Here is a 13,855-nt window from a genome sequence, read left to right on the forward strand (position 1 = left end):
CAGGTTTGGATCAGACCACGCCTTTTTTGGCGCCCAGTTGGATGGCGTTGCTCACCAGTTGATGCACACCGCCCACCACGTCCATGGAGATGCCGTACATCGGCAGCACTTTGGAGAACTGGGCTTTGCAGATGGCGCAGATCAACGCCATGAAATTGACCTTGTCGGATTCCATCACCCGTTTCAAGGCGGTGACACGGGGCAGAGCGCCGCGAATGCGCAGATCCATCAACTCGTCGGTCAGCAGGCCGCCACCGCCGCCGCAGCAGAAGGTTTTTTCGTGGATGGTGTCTTCGTCCATGTCCACGAAATGGTTGCAACTGGCCCGGATCAGATCCCGCGGAATCTCGAACTGTCCACCGGCTTTGGGACCCATGCGGGTGGCGCGGGCCACGTTGCAGGAGTCGTGGAAGGTGACCCGGTAGTTGTCGTTGGCCTCCTTGTCCAGGGACAAGGCTCCCCGTTGCAACAGGTCATGGGTGAACTCGCAGATGTGTTGCGGGGCGGGATAACGGGGATCGAGAAAATCCAAGGGTCCGTTGAGGGTGTTCCAGAAGGAATAAGCCACACGCCAGGCATGGCCGCACTCTCCCACCACCAGACGTTTGACCTTCAGATCCCGGGCCTGTTCCACCACCCGTTTGGCGATTTTTTTCTGATGTTCATACGAACCGATGAACATGCCGAAGTTGGCCGCCTCGGAGGCGTAGGAACTGATGGTGAAGGAAATGCCCGCCTGATGAAACACCTTGGCGTACCCCATCAAGGACTGGATGTGGGGTTCGCTGAAAAAGTCGGCGGAGGGGGCGACCAGCAATACATCCGCTCCGGGTTGATCCAGGGGCAGACGCACATCGTGACCGGTGCTGTCGAGGATTTCTTCTTCCAGGAATTCCAGGGTGCCTTTCAGGGCGGGCTTGGGAATGCCCAGATTGTTGCCGATCTGGTGAACCTTGCCGATGATCTCCACCGAATATTTGTGACCCACACCGATGGCGTTCATGATTTCCCGGGCCGCCATGGTGATTTCCGCCGTGTCGATGCCGAAGGGGCAAAAGACCGAGCAGCGACGGCACTGGGAACACTGATGGAAGTAGGTAAACCATTTTTGCAGCGTCTCTTCGTCGAAATCGACGGCGTTCACCAAACCGGGAAACATTTTGCCCGCGGGGGTGAAATAACGCCGATAGACGCTGCGCATCAGTTCGGCCCGCTGCACCGGCATGTTGTTGGCGTCCTGGGTACCGAGATAGTAGTGGCACTTGTCGGTACAGGCGCCGCACTTGACGCAGATGTCGAGATAGACCTGCAAGGAGCGGTATTTTTTCAACAACTCCCCGAGCTTTTCCACGCCCTTTTGCTGCCAGTTTTCCACCCGTTCCCCGGGGAATCCCATGGGCTCCATGTGCTTGGGCATGCCGGGATAGGGGGCGAGGTGGGCCATGGTTCCGGCTTTCAAGTCCGGTGTCTTGATGTCATCCGCGACCGGAGGAACGTGATATTCAGCCACGCGAGGACTCCTGATTAAGGGTTGTGATCATCTCGATGGGATCATTGCTGCTGGGTCGGAAAGGTGGCCCGGCGGGTCAATCCAGGGCTTTGGCCCATGGAGCGACGTGTCTTTTTTCCCTGGGGTTGTCCACCTGATTGCGGGTCGGGCTGAAGAACAGTCCACCGGCATGCATCAGCTTGCTGAAGGGGAAGATCACCAGCAACGCCCCGACCAGCAGCAAATGAAGCAGAAACATCACATCTCCGGCGGAATTCACGGGAGGCAGACCGGTCACGGAACTCCACATGGTCATGAGCTGAGTCTTGATGGCCACGATGTTGGGACGCAGCACAAAATCCATCAACAATCCGGAGAAGGCGATGCCCAACAACAAGAACAGGATGCCATAGTCGGCGCGGGAGGAGATGTAGCGCACCCGCTCGAACACCAGACGCCGCAGCAACAAGAACGCCAACGCCGCGGCCATGACCACACCGGCCACGATGCCGATGATTTGCAGCGGACCCACGAAGGCGGGCATGGGATCGACGAAGTAGCGGGCGTGACGGATCAGTACCACGGCCAGAGTGGCGTGAAAGGCCAGTCCACCGGCCCAGGCCAGCTTGTCGCTTTTGAAGAGGCTGTTGAAGAACACAACCTCGGTGACAAGCCGCCAGATCACACCCAAACGGGTGGTCGGGGCAGGGGTGGTGGGGATTTTCAGAGGGGCCGGAGAGCGTGCGTAGACGAAGATCCGGCTCAGAAATCCGATCAGAAAAATGGTCGCAACGAAATAGGCGAGGAAGGTCAACATCCGGCTTTTCCCATGTCATAAAAAGGGATGACGCGCGAAAAATGGTTGCCGATCCGTGGGATCGGCAACCATTTCGACCCCGCCCGAAAGCGAACTTCCGGGCGGATGGATGTCACGGAAGCAACAAGCCCGCGAAAATGGGGGATTACACGCACCCGGTCGGCTTGGGGAGTCCCGCGATTTTGCAGGCCTGCTTGGCGGGTCCGCCGGGATAAAGATCGTAAAGATATTTGGTGTTGCCTTTTTCTTTGCCCAGTTTTTTGCCGATGGCCTTGGTGAGGATACGGATCATCGGGGCGATTTTGTATTCATCATAGTATTCGCGCAGAAAATTGACCACTTCCCAATGGGATTCGGACATGTCCACGCCTTCAGTTTTGGCGAGGTAGCCGGCAACATCCTGGCTCCAGTCATTCAGATTGGCCAAATAGCCGTCCTCGTCGGTTTCATAGGTGCGGCCGTTCAGTTCAAAACTCGGCATGATTGCTTCTCCTCGTGTTGCGATGAAAGGGTGCGAAATATTTCGCAGACGTTTGATTCATGACCATTGGCCAACCGTTTGGCCCGCTGGTGCGCCCATGCGCCCCGTGAGTCGGACATCGTGCAGCCAAGCTTTGTTCCATGGCTCAACTCCCTCGTGTGTCACTTGGAACATTAGCATATCATAATTTTCCAAGACAGCAAGGCACATTCCCGTTCGGGTCGATTTTCGAGGGAGCCGATCAAGGACGATTCTGGGTGCGATCCTCCGGGAAAAAAATCTCTTTTGATTGACTTTCAGGGATTTGGCAACCAAAATCAACCCCAAATATTCACTCAACCCAAAATTTCCGTGGGAGGGAAGCTGGACGATGGAACTCAAGCATCACTTGTTTGTTTGCATGAATCAACGGCCTGCCGGTCATCCGCGTGGTTCCTGCGGCGGTTCCGGGGCCGGATCGGTGTTCGAGGCGCTGGGGGCGGAGATCGAAAAACGTGGCCTGTTTGCCCAGGTCATGGTGACGGGAACCTTTTGCATGGGGCCTTGCGACAAGGGACCGACGGTGGTGGTCTATCCGGACGGGGTCTGGTATGGGGGCGTCAAGCCCAAGGATGTGGCGGAGATTTTTGACGAACATCTGATCAAGGGTGAACCGGTGAAACGGTTGCGTTTCATGTAGTTTTTTTCCCGGGTGGGGAAAACAAAAGGGTGCCCCGGTGGTGCGACTGTCACGCAAACAGGCGGGTCGCCGGGGCACCGGAACGTCGGATGGTTTGTTCCACGCCGGATCGCGCCCTTGGTGAAATCAGGTACAGCGCGTGTGACCCGGATCCCTTCAGGACAGACCCAGTGTTCCATTTGTCGAGGATCGCTTCATGAATCGAACGCTCAAGCGGTGGCTCCAGTGGACGGTTGGCGTGTGTCTGGTGTTGTTGATCACACTGTTGACCGTTCCTGTATGGATGCATCCCAATCAATACCGGGCACCGATCATCTCTTTTGTGAAAGGACTCACCGGTCGCCAGTTGACGATTCAAGGCGACGTGCGGTTTGCCCTGTTTCCCAATCCGGAGTTGATTCTGCGGGATCTTGCCCTGGCGGATGACCCGGCGTTCGGTGCGGATCCCATGGCGCAGGCCCAGGCTCTGGAGGTCGGGGTGCGGTTGTTGCCCTTGTTGACCGGTCGTGTCGAAGTGGATCGGGCTGAAGTCAAGGGGCTGACCTTGCGGCTGGTGCGGGATGGTCAGGGGCGGTTCAACTGGGAGCAGAGCCTAGTTCCACAGGCGGGGCAGTCGGTGGACAACACCCGTGCGGCGGGCCTGCCGGAGTCGGCGGTGGATCGTTTGTTGTCTGTGTCGGCGGTGGGGGTCGAACTGACCGGCGCGACTTTGCTGTGGCAGGACCGTTTGAACCATGTGGATGGGCGTCTGGAGGGCGTCGAGTTGAAGACCGGTCCGATCCATCCGGGTCGTCCTGTGGCGGTGACTTCGGCGTTTCGTTTTGTCGAGGCGGCCAGCCGGCTCAACGGTCGCGCCGAGATGAAATATCAACTGCGGGTCGCTCCCGGTGGGCGGATGTGGATCGACGGGTTGGAACTCTCGGTCAACGCCGGGGTGCCGGGTCTGGGCATCCGGGAGGTCAAGAGTCGTTTCGCCGCCGATGTGGCTTTGGATTGGCGGGGATTGCGGGCTACGTGGAACCGGATGGATCTGGCGGTCAATCTGTGGTCGGATGCGGCCTGGGCCCGGGAGATGAATCTGGGCTTTCAGGGGCGCATGGACATGGATCTGACCAGTGGGCGGATGGTGGCGGCGAAGAGTCAATTGACCGTGGCCCTGAAGGCCAACGATTGGCCTCCGGCGGGTGTGCAGGCCCGTCTGGTGTCGGATTGGGTGGCGGATCCTCGGGATCTGTCCCTGGCGTTGGATGATTTGGCCTTCGAGGGGCCTGCGGGAGCAAAGGTCAAGGGGGCGCTGCGTTTGCGGGAGCGGTTGTCCGTGGTGGAAGGCAGTCTGATGGCCGAGCGATTTGATTTCCGGGCCTTGCTGATCGCTTTGGGGCGGACCGTGCCGACGAATACCGAAATGAAGTTTTGTTCCGGGGCCGAAGGCGAGGTGGATTTCGTCTGGAAGGATCGGGAGTTGACCGTCTCCCGGTTGGCGCTGGGACTGGATGGGAGCCGTGTGACCGGATCCATGGCGGTGGCCCTGGCGGGGCCGGCGGTGCGTTTCGATTGGGAACTGGATACCTTGGCTTTGGAGCGGTTGCGGTCTTTGTTGCCGGATCGTGGTGTTGCCGGGGTGGTGATGACCAGCGGCAAGGCGGTGCGGGGCGAGGAGCGGACGGAGGCGGTTGCGGGGCGTTGGCCCTGGTCGTGGTTGAGTCGTGACCTGGTGATCGATGGGCGGTTGCATGCGGGAGAGGTGACTTTGGCCGGGGGGCGGTTTGCGGATCTTTCCATGGTGCTGGAGGCCAGGGATGGGGTGATGCGTCTGGATCCTCTCTCCTGGTCTGCTTACGGGGGGCGCATGGCGGCCCGGGCTGTGGTGGACAACCGGGGTGACGAGCCGCAGGTGGTGGTGGATCATGCCCTGGAGGGGGTGAATCTGGGACCTTTGTTCCAGGAGTGGGGCGGGTGGAGCGGTTTGGACGGGGTGGGGGCGTGGATGGTGCATCTGGAGGCCCAGGGGAGTACCCGGGAGGCCTTGACCCGTTCGGCCCGTGGTCAGGCGCAGTTGCGGGTGAACGATGGGGTGGTATCCGGCATGAATGTGGTGGGCAGGATTCGTCATGCCCATGCCTTGTTCAGCCGTTCTCCATTGCCGACTGCAGGGGCGGAGGAGACGGTTTTTTCCACGGTGACCGCCACGGCGGAGATGCGTGACGGTGTGTTGGTCAACGCGGATCTGGAGGCCATGGGGTCGGCCTTGCGGGTGTTTGGCGCCGGACAGGTGGATTTCGTCAAGCGGGGGATCGATTATCAGTTGCAAGCCGATGTGGTGCCTGCCTTGCAGGGGGTGGCATCGGATGTCGAGCGGTATCAGGGGGTGACGTTGCCGTTGTCGTTGCGGGTTCCTTGGGACGGGGTGAAGCGTTTCGAGGCGGGTGTGCCGGAGTTTCCCCGTGGGGGGACGGTCTTGTTGCGTGAGGATGACAAGCAAGGTTCATGATGCGTGTTGACTGTGAGGAACGCATGGAATGGGGGATGGGTGTGATGGGTGGACGGGTGGTGCCATGACGTTGCCATTGATCGACATTATTGCCGGAGCGCGACCCAATTTCATGAAGATCGCGCCGATCATTCATGCCTTGTTGGCCAGGGCGGAGTCGGAGCGGCGTTTGGGGTTTCGTTTGATTCATACCGGGCAGCATTATGATGCGCGCATGTCCGGGGAATTTTTTACCCAGTTGAACATTCCCGCACCGGAGGTCAATCTGGAGGTGGGGTCCGGCACTCAAGCCGAGCAGACGGCGGCCATCATGATCCGGTATGAACGGGTGTTGTCGGAGCGTCCGTCGGTGTTGTGTGTGGTGGTGGGGGATGTCACCTCCACCATGGCCTGTGCGATTGTGGCGCAGAAGTTGGGCATTCCGGTGGCGCATGTGGAGGGGGGGATTCGTTCCGGGGATTGGACCATGCCGGAGGAGATCAATCGCATGGTCACGGATGCCATCACCAATCATTTTTTTACCACCAGTCGGGTGGCCAACGACAATTTGCGGCGTTTGGGGGTGGAGGAGTCGCGGATTTTTTTTGTGGGCAACACCATGATTGATACGTTGCTGGCCAATCTGTCCCGGTTGCGGCCTCCGGTATTTTGGGAGGAGTGGGGGTTGGCATCCGGGGGATATTTTCTGTTGACGTTGCATCGTCCGGCCAATGTGGATGGTGAGGTACAATTGGGGCGTTTGCTGCGGGCTGTCGGGGAGGCGGTACGTGGCATGATGGTGATTTTTCCGGTGCATCCCCGCACGGCCAGGAATTTGGCGGGGTTGAGTGGTTTGCCGGAGAATGTGCGTTTTGTGGATCCTCAGCCGTATTTGGAGTTCAATTATCTGGCCCGTCATGCCCGGGCTGTGATTACCGATTCGGGGGGGATTACCGAGGAGACCACGGTGATGGGGGTGCCGTGCATGACTTTGAGGGATACCACGGAGCGGCCTGAAACGGTGACGGTGGGGACCAATCGGTTGTTGGGGACCGATCCGGACCGGATCAAGCCGGCGATGGATGTGTTGTTTGCCGGGGCGTGGCAGCAGGGGGGCATTCCGGAGTTGTGGGATGGTGGGACCGGGGAGCGGATTGTGGGGATTTTGGAGGGGTTGTATGGTAGGGGCGGCGATTGATCACTCTTGAAAATAAAGAGCGGGTCTGGGAGATGAATTTCTAAGACCCGCTCTTTATTTTATATGGTTTTTATATCGTTCAATGGTTGGAGCGTGATCAGCCGTCGCCGAGAATTTTTTCCAGATGCTGCCACAATTCGGCCACCCCATCCCCATTGAGGGACGAAACCGCCACCGGAGGCGCCATGGCCAAACGGGTGGACTCACGGATCTGCCCGGCAAGCGTCATCAACGCCTGACGCCGGGGATTGGCCTTGAGCTTGTCGATTTTGGTGGCCACCGGCAAAAAACCAATGCCCCGTTCCTCCAAATAGGCGATCAACTCCAGATCGGAATCCAATAATCCACGACGGGGATCCAAAAGCAGAATGACTCCACGCAACGAACGCCGCTCGTTGAAATAGGCCTCGGCCACCCGATCCCACACCAAACGTTGATTGCGCCCCACCTCGGCGAAACCGTATCCGGGCAGATCGACAAAACGACCCTGAGTGCCAACCAGAAAAAAATTGATCTCCCGGGTTCTTCCCGGGGTGCGACTGACGCGGGCCAGATTGCGCCGATTGAGCAACCGGTTCAAAATCGAGGACTTGCCCACATTGGAACGACCGGCGAAAGCCACTTCGGGCAGATCGTCCGGCGGAAATTGCTGACGCGACACCGCACCGGCAATGAATTGCGACGACAGACCGGCGTGAATCGGAGTGGATGTTTGCATGGCGTGACTGGCTCCTCACAGGGCCGTTGGACTATCATCAAGAGGAATTTCACCACCCTTTATGCAAGAGAACGTCAAGGAATGCAAACCCGCGATCCACTGACCACCCTTTTCGCCATCCGGGAAACCGGTCGGCCTCCCCTGATTCTGGCCCCCATGGCCGGTGTGACCGATGCCCCGTTTCGCGCTTTGGCCAGCCGGTTCGGAGCGGATTTGACCGTATCGGAAATGATCGCCTCCCAGGCCATGATCCGAGGCATCGCCCGCTGCCTCAAACAGTCGGCGAGCGGCGATCCGGAAACCACTCTGGCGGTGCAGATCGCCGGAGCCGATCCCGCGGCCATGGCCCAGGCCGCCCGCATGCAGGTGGATCTGGGAGCGGAGATGATCGATATCAACATGGGCTGCCCGGTGCGCAAGATCGTCGGCACCGGAGCGGGAGCCGCCTTGCTGCGGGATGAGTCCCTGGCGGGCCGGATCATGGAATCCGTCGCCCGGGCCGTGTCGGTGCCGGTGACGGTCAAGATCCGCCTTGGCTGGGATCACCACACCCGCAATGGCGTGACCATGGCCCGCATCGCCGAATCCGCGGGTATGCGCGCCATCGCGATCCATGGCCGCACCCGGGCGCAGATGTACTCCGGTGTGGCGGACTGGGAGGCCATTGGGGAGATCAAGAGTCATATCCGGATCCCGGTCATCGGCAATGGAGACATCACCTCCCCGGAACAGGCGCGGGAACTTTGGCATAAAAGCGGAGTCGATGGACTCATGATCGGGCGGGCCGCGCTGGGGCGTCCCTGGATCTTCCGGGAGATCGGCCATTTTCTGGCCACGGGACAGACCCTGGAGCCTTTGCCGTTGTCGGAACGTGGAGCCGTGATTGTTGACCATTTTCATGCGATGATCGCCCATCACGGTCCCAGGACCGGACATCTGTTGGCCCGCAAGCATCTGGGCTGGTTCACGCGGGGCTTTCCGGGTGGAGCGGCGTTTCGGGATCGGATCAATCACGCTCCCCATTCAGAGGCGGCACTGGAAATGTTGGACGCATTCCTCGATACCACATTGGCATCACGGGCGGCATGACCACTTTGACGCGCGATCTGTTTTTTTCCCCGGCCACCCTTTGGGATCATCTGACCCTGGGGGTGGTGGGCGTGGACGCTTCCGGCGTGGTGCGTGTGGTCAACGACGCCGCCGAAAAGCTATTCGGAAAACCCCGTGGCCGCTTGATCGGTCAGGAGTTGGAGAGCTTGTTGCCCGGTCATCCGGTGGCCATGGATCTATTGACCCGTGCACGGGCGTTGCTCATGCCCTGTCGCATCCGCGACGCCCGCCTCACCCCCTCCCCGGAACGGATGGTGGCGGTGGCCCTGACCGCCGTGCCCCTGCTCTCCCCGGATGGGGCCTGGATGGGGGCCATGCTGCAAATGGAGGAACTGGGCAGCACCGTGCGCATCGAAGAGGGCAAACGCATCCACGATGCCTTGGACTCGTTGGGAGATCTGGCCATGACCGTGGCCCACGAGGTGAAAAATCCCCTGGCGGGCATTCGTGGCGCCGCGCAACTCTTGGAAGGCCGGGCCACAGGGCCGGACGCCGATTGCGTGGAGTTGATCCGTACCGAGGTGGATCGGGTCAGCCGACTCCTGGATGACCTGCTGGGACTGGCGGAAAAACAGTTGTTGCGGGAACGGGATCTGAACATTCACGAAATTCTCGATCATGTGGCCCGGGTGTGCGTCAGTTCCGGAGAGCGGCCCGCCCCGCAATCGGATTACGACCCCTCGTTGCCGCCGGTGCGGGGGGATCGGGATCAGTTGATCCAACTGTTCTTGAATCTGGTGAAAAATGCCATGCAGGCCGCCGGAGCCGAGGGACGGGTGCGGCTGGTGACCCGTTTTTCCCAGAGAACCCGCATGGAACAGGGCCGCCGTCGCCGTCACATCGAAGTCGAGGTGCGGGATAACGGATCCGGAGTGCCGGAAGAGATGCGTCAACGGATCTTTTTGCCCCTGGTCTCCACCAAGGCGAGCGGCACCGGGTTGGGATTGTCGATCTGCCAGAAGATCGTCCAGGCCCATGGCGGCCAACTCGAAATGGAAAGCATGCCCGGCAACACCATTTTCCGGGTACTTTTACCGGTGGGATCCCCATGAGTGCAACCCGGACCATCCTGGTGGCCGATGACGACCGGGCCATCCGTTTTGTGTTGGAACAGGCTTTGGTGCGGGCCGGATTTCTGGTGCGCTGTTTCGATTCCGGCCGGGCGTTGCTGGATTACGCGTCCGGCGGGGCCGGGGATCTGGTGATCACCGATATCATGATGCCCGGTGGCTCGGGTCTGGACATCATGAAGACCCTCAAATCCAGTCGCCCCTGGCTGCCGGTGATCGTGATCACGGCGCAAAGCACCCTGCGACATGCGGTGCAGGCCTTCGAGGGGGGAGCGTTCGAGTATCTGGCCAAACCGTTCGATATCCATCAGGTGGTGGAGCTGGTCCAGCGGGCCTTGGAACAGACTCAGCGGGTCACGCCACGGGATCGGGATCCGGCCCACGAGATGGACCGCTTTGGTGGAGTGATCGGGGCTTCGCGGGCCATGCAGGAGTTGTTCCGCACCATCGGACGGCTGGCCAACTCGGACATGACGGTGTTGATTCATGGCGAGTCGGGCACGGGCAAGGAGTTGATCGCCCGGGCGGTGCATGCCAACAGTCCCCGGCGTAACGGCCCGTTCATCGCGGTGAACATGGCGGCCATTCCCGCCAATCTGATCGAAAGCGAATTGTTCGGGCATGAGAAGGGAGCTTTCACCGGCGCCATCGCCCGTCATGTGGGCCACTTCGAGCGGGCCCGGGATGGGGCGTTGCTGCTTGACGAGATCGGCGACATGCCCCTGGAGGCCCAAACCCGGCTGTTGCGGGTGTTGCAGAACGGCGCCTTCACCCGGGTGGGAGGCGCGGAGACCCTGCGGGCCGATGTGCGCATCATTGCCGCCACCCATCAGAATCTGCCGGCGGCCATTATTGCCGGACGGTTTCGCGAGGATCTGTTCCACCGGTTGAACGTCACGCCGTTGCATGTGCCTTCGTTGCGCTCCCGGGTGGAGGATATTCCGGTGCTGGCGGAATTTTTTCTGGCCCGCGCCGCCCGTCAGATGAACGCCCCCCCCAAACGCTTCACCCCGGAAAGCCTGGAACAGCTCATGGCCTACGACTGGCCGGGCAATGTGCGGGAACTGGAAAACCTGATCTATCGGCTCATGGCCCTGACCCCGGGGGTGCTGATCCATCCGGAATATCTGCAACTGCCGGTTGCGGGGAGCAAGGGCGTGGTGGGGACCGGAGCGTCCATGTCCGCGCCATCCGGAGCGGAATCGGGGTCCGGAGGGGCGGTTTCCCTGGAAGATGCGGTGGATCGGGCCATCAGTCGTTATTTGGTTTCACTGGCTGGCCGGGAGCCGGATGATTTGTACGACGCCATCATGGGTCAGGTGGAACGTCTTCTTTTGGAACGGGTTTTGCGCGAAACCCGGGGCAATCAGGTCAAAGCGGCCCGCATGCTCGGGATCAATCGCAATACCCTGCGCAAAAAAATTCAAGAAGCCCGGCTGGGAAACCAGGATATCGACGATCGAATCCTTGACACAGAGGCCGAGGCTTTTTAGGATGCACTGCACACAAGGCAGACAGGAATGAATCCAACCCCGTCGGAGTCCGACTCCGACTCCGAAACCCCTCCATCCCCACCACCCGTTGCACCCCACGGGTTGGGAATGGCCATGCGCATGAGTACCGAACTGGTCTCTGCGGTTTTTGTGGGCGGGGGGATCGGTTATCTGTTGGATTACTGGCTCGGAACCAATCCGTGGTTGACCCTGGTGTTTTTTTTCTTCGGGTTGGCTGCCGGGTTTCGTGACATGTACCGTTTTGCAATGCAGAGTACCCCAGGTCGGAAGGGGGGTGAAGGAGACGGTTCGCCGCTCCGTCGTCCCAAGGAACCACGCTGAAGTCAAAGAGGCCGGAGACCGGAATTGCTCATGGATGTTTCCTTCATCGCCGCCGCGCATGCCGAGACCGCACACAACGTGGCGACTGCGGCTCCGAAAATGGATCCATTGCACCACTTCCAGGTGGTGAATTACATCAAGATCGCGCCCTTCGGTTTTGACATTTCCATTTCCAATTCAGTGTTGTGGATGTGGATCGTCGTCGCGGTGGTCTACGGGCTGTTCCGTCTGGCGATGCGTCATCCCACCCTGGTGCCGGGACGGCTGCAAAGCGTGGCCGAGGCCGGATACCTGTTCGTGGAGACCATGATCAACGAAATCATCGGTCACGAAGGCAAAAAGTTCTTTCCGATCATTTTCACCCTGTTTTTCTTTGTCCTGTTTTGCAACTGGACCGGTCTGATCCCCGGATCCTTCACCGTCACCTCCCAGTTGATCGTCACCGGGACGCTGGCCTTGGGGATTTTCGGGTTTAGCATTGTGCTCGGGGCGTATCATCATGGCTGGAAATTCCTGGGCTTTTTTGTTCCCCATGGCCTGCCGCCGGCCCTGCTGCCGTTGATGGTGCCCATTGAGATCATCTCCTTTCTGGCCCGTCCGATTTCCCTGTCGGTGCGTCTGTTCGCCAACATGACCGCCGGTCACACGGTGCTGGGGGTGTTGTTCTTCTTCACCGCCACCATGGCTTGGTTCGGCGCCTGGTTGCCGTTCGGCTTCACGGTGGTGTTCACGGGCATGGAAATTTTCATCGGTTTCATCCAGGCCTACATCTTTACCATTCTGACGTGTGTTTACATCAACGATTCGCTGCATATGCACTGATCGCGAATGTGATGTTTTTTTGTCCCTGGGACTTGGTTTTATTTCGTTTGCATGAGGAGAGACAAAAAATTATGGAAAGCCTTCCCGCCTCTTTCATCGGAATGGGTTTGGCCGCCACGGGGTTGGGTGGCGCTGGCATTGGGTTGGGGTACATGTTTGGCAAGGCCATCGAGGCTTTCGCCCGGCAGCCGAGTGCCGAAGGTCAGTTGGCCAAATATGTGTGGATTGGGGCCGCGTTCGTGGAAGCCATCGCCTTGTATGGTCTGGTTCTGGCCTTCATCATCATGGGTAAAGGCTGATGATTGCCTCCGCGCATGCCTCGGCGGGGGGCGCCGCTGCGTCGTCGGGCTTGCCGCAATTCGAGCCCAGTGTTTTCGGGTCCCAGATTTTCTGGACCGTGGTCTCGTTTTTTCTGTTGATGCTGTTGCTCAAGAAGTATGTTCTGCCAGCGATCATCAATATTCTGGACAGTCGTGCCAGTCGCATCTCGGATGATCTGCAAAAAGCCGAACAGGCCCGCAAGGAAGGAGAGCGGTTGCTGACCAACTATCAAGGACAGTTGGTCGCCGCCCGTCAAATGGCTGCCCAGACTCTGGAAGAGGCGCGTCAGGAAGCCATTCGTCACCGTGAGCAGGCTTTGGAAGATCTCAACAAGGAACTGGGCAAAAAGAAAAATGCCGCCCTGGTGGAGATCGAACAGGCCAAACACAAGGCCATGGAAGAAGTGCGCAATGCTGCTGTGGAGTTGTCCATGCTGGTGGCCGAGAAGTTGATCGTCAAGTCGATCAAGGTCGAGGATGCCAATCGCATGGTGCAAGAGGCTGTGAAGCAGCTTGGTGAGGGGGGGGAGACCAGGTTGCATTGAGCTTTTCCCATCGGGAGGTTACGATCTGCCCGTCCTTTGGGCGGTCAGTCGTCTCCCGAATGGGGAAAGATTTTGGTTTGCAAGGTTGGGTGTGGTTTTTGGCAGGTTGACCGCTACCGTCTGGTACGGTTTCTTTGGGCTGGTTCCGCGTTGTCTTCTTTGGGGTTTCTCGCCCCTGTCTCGCAGTTCTTCAGGTTTCCGGGTATCCACTTTAAAGACTAAGGATTCTGGATGAACCGGTTGTAAAAAATCTATTTATGAACATTTGTTTGTCGGTCCGTTCCTGGCCTTTTCCGGGTAT

14 protein-coding genes are annotated in these 13,855 nt (G+C 59.3%); 10 read left to right on the forward strand and 4 right to left on the reverse strand.

The genetic code is table 11. The features are described from left to right. Window positions 1–10 precede the first annotated feature (10 nt). From HQL98_11905 to HQL98_11915, 3 genes are all read right to left on the reverse strand, one after another. Complete coding sequence (locus HQL98_11905; protein MBF0272753.1) at window positions 11–1,444, reverse strand: (Fe-S)-binding protein; 1,434 nt, start codon at window positions 1,442–1,444, stop codon at window positions 11–13. A 142-nt stretch (window positions 1,445–1,586) separates the two neighbouring features. Continuing rightward, a complete protein-coding gene (locus HQL98_11910) occupies window positions 1,587–2,306 on the reverse strand; it encodes a respiratory nitrate reductase subunit gamma (GenBank protein MBF0272754.1) in 720 nt (239 codons plus the stop codon). A 145-nt stretch (window positions 2,307–2,451) separates the two neighbouring features. After that, window positions 2,452–2,787, reverse strand: coding sequence for a TusE/DsrC/DsvC family sulfur relay protein (locus HQL98_11915; protein ID MBF0272755.1), 336 nt, complete (start codon window positions 2,785–2,787; stop codon window positions 2,452–2,454). Window positions 2,788–3,157: 370 nt separating this feature from the next. Here HQL98_11915 and HQL98_11920 point away from each other — a divergent pair, with 370 nt between their 5' ends. The 3 genes from HQL98_11920 (at window position 3,158) to wecB (ending at window position 7,134) form a co-directional block, all read left to right on the forward strand. Beyond that, the gene (locus HQL98_11920; GenBank protein ID MBF0272756.1) at window positions 3,158–3,466 is read left to right on the forward strand and encodes a (2Fe-2S) ferredoxin domain-containing protein; all 309 of its coding nucleotides are present in this window, start codon (window positions 3,158–3,160) and stop codon (window positions 3,464–3,466) included. A gap of 196 nt (window positions 3,467–3,662) precedes the next feature. Next, on the forward strand, window positions 3,663–5,957 hold the full coding sequence (locus HQL98_11925; GenBank protein ID MBF0272757.1) for an AsmA family protein: 2,295 nt from the start codon (window positions 3,663–3,665) through the stop codon (window positions 5,955–5,957). A gap of 64 nt (window positions 5,958–6,021) precedes the next feature. After that, window positions 6,022–7,134 (forward strand): UDP-N-acetylglucosamine 2-epimerase (non-hydrolyzing), encoded by a 1,113-nt coding sequence (gene wecB, locus HQL98_11930; GenBank protein MBF0272758.1) that lies wholly within the window; start codon window positions 6,022–6,024, stop codon window positions 7,132–7,134. Between the two features lie 97 nt (window positions 7,135–7,231). Here the strand turns inward: wecB and HQL98_11935 are convergent, their stop codons facing one another. Continuing rightward, window positions 7,232–7,852, reverse strand: coding sequence for a YihA family ribosome biogenesis GTP-binding protein (locus HQL98_11935; GenBank protein ID MBF0272759.1), 621 nt, complete (start codon window positions 7,850–7,852; stop codon window positions 7,232–7,234). Window positions 7,853–7,933: 81 nt separating this feature from the next. Between HQL98_11935 and dusB the strand changes: the two genes are divergently transcribed. The 7 genes from dusB to atpF all read left to right on the forward strand — a co-directional run bounded on the left by dusB (window position 7,934) and on the right by atpF (window position 13,554). Next, entirely contained in the window at window positions 7,934–8,941 is a 1,008-nt protein-coding gene (gene dusB / locus HQL98_11940; protein MBF0272760.1) for a tRNA dihydrouridine synthase DusB, read from the forward strand. Next, the gene (locus HQL98_11945) at window positions 8,938–10,014 is read left to right on the forward strand and encodes a PAS domain-containing protein (GenBank protein MBF0272761.1); all 1,077 of its coding nucleotides are present in this window, start codon (window positions 8,938–8,940) and stop codon (window positions 10,012–10,014) included. The genes dusB and HQL98_11945 overlap by 4 nt, the downstream gene beginning before the upstream one ends. Next, window positions 10,011–11,525, forward strand: coding sequence for a nitrogen regulation protein NR(I) (ntrC, locus tag HQL98_11950; GenBank protein MBF0272762.1), 1,515 nt, complete (start codon window positions 10,011–10,013; stop codon window positions 11,523–11,525). Before HQL98_11945 ends, ntrC begins: the two co-directional genes overlap by 4 nt. A gap of 108 nt (window positions 11,526–11,633) precedes the next feature. Continuing rightward, window positions 11,634–11,867 (forward strand): AtpZ/AtpI family protein, encoded by a 234-nt coding sequence (locus tag HQL98_11955; protein ID MBF0272763.1) that lies wholly within the window; start codon window positions 11,634–11,636, stop codon window positions 11,865–11,867. A 30-nt stretch (window positions 11,868–11,897) separates the two neighbouring features. After that, a complete protein-coding gene (locus tag HQL98_11960) occupies window positions 11,898–12,689 on the forward strand; it encodes a F0F1 ATP synthase subunit A (GenBank protein MBF0272764.1) in 792 nt (263 codons plus the stop codon). Between the two features lie 71 nt (window positions 12,690–12,760). After that, window positions 12,761–12,988 (forward strand): ATP synthase F0 subunit C, encoded by a 228-nt coding sequence (gene atpE, locus HQL98_11965; protein MBF0272765.1) that lies wholly within the window; start codon window positions 12,761–12,763, stop codon window positions 12,986–12,988. Further along, entirely contained in the window at window positions 12,988–13,554 is a 567-nt protein-coding gene (gene atpF, locus HQL98_11970; protein ID MBF0272766.1) for a F0F1 ATP synthase subunit B, read from the forward strand. Before atpE ends, atpF begins: the two co-directional genes overlap by 1 nt. Window positions 13,555–13,855: the final 301 nt, after the last annotated feature.

It is taken from the genome of Magnetococcales bacterium (assembly GCA_015231755.1).
Lineage (GTDB): Bacteria > Pseudomonadota > Magnetococcia > Magnetococcales > Magnetaquicoccaceae > Magnetaquiglobus.

Coding starts and splice junctions, on each gene's coding strand:
- atpF (MBF0272766.1), top strand. CDS start 12,988: ATGATTGCCTCCGCGCATGCCTCGGCGGGGGGCGCCGCTGCGTCGTCG.
- HQL98_11935 (MBF0272759.1), bottom strand. CDS start 7,852: ATGCAAACATCCACTCCGATTCACGCCGGTCTGTCGTCGCAATTCATT.
- dusB (MBF0272760.1), top strand. CDS start 7,934: ATGCAAACCCGCGATCCACTGACCACCCTTTTCGCCATCCGGGAAACC.
- ntrC (MBF0272762.1), top strand. CDS start 10,011: ATGAGTGCAACCCGGACCATCCTGGTGGCCGATGACGACCGGGCCATC.
- HQL98_11905 (MBF0272753.1), bottom strand. CDS start 1,444: ATGGCCCACCTCGCCCCCTATCCCGGCATGCCCAAGCACATGGAGCCC.
- HQL98_11910 (MBF0272754.1), bottom strand. CDS start 2,306: ATGTTGACCTTCCTCGCCTATTTCGTTGCGACCATTTTTCTGATCGGA.
- HQL98_11915 (MBF0272755.1), bottom strand. CDS start 2,787: ATGCCGAGTTTTGAACTGAACGGCCGCACCTATGAAACCGACGAGGAC.
- HQL98_11945 (MBF0272761.1), top strand. CDS start 8,938: ATGACCACTTTGACGCGCGATCTGTTTTTTTCCCCGGCCACCCTTTGG.
- HQL98_11925 (MBF0272757.1), top strand. CDS start 3,663: ATGAATCGAACGCTCAAGCGGTGGCTCCAGTGGACGGTTGGCGTGTGT.
- HQL98_11955 (MBF0272763.1), top strand. CDS start 11,634: ATGGCCATGCGCATGAGTACCGAACTGGTCTCTGCGGTTTTTGTGGGC.
- atpE (MBF0272765.1), top strand. CDS start 12,761: ATGGAAAGCCTTCCCGCCTCTTTCATCGGAATGGGTTTGGCCGCCACG.
- wecB (MBF0272758.1), top strand. CDS start 6,022: ATGACGTTGCCATTGATCGACATTATTGCCGGAGCGCGACCCAATTTC.
- HQL98_11960 (MBF0272764.1), top strand. CDS start 11,898: ATGGATGTTTCCTTCATCGCCGCCGCGCATGCCGAGACCGCACACAAC.
- HQL98_11920 (MBF0272756.1), top strand. CDS start 3,158: ATGGAACTCAAGCATCACTTGTTTGTTTGCATGAATCAACGGCCTGCC.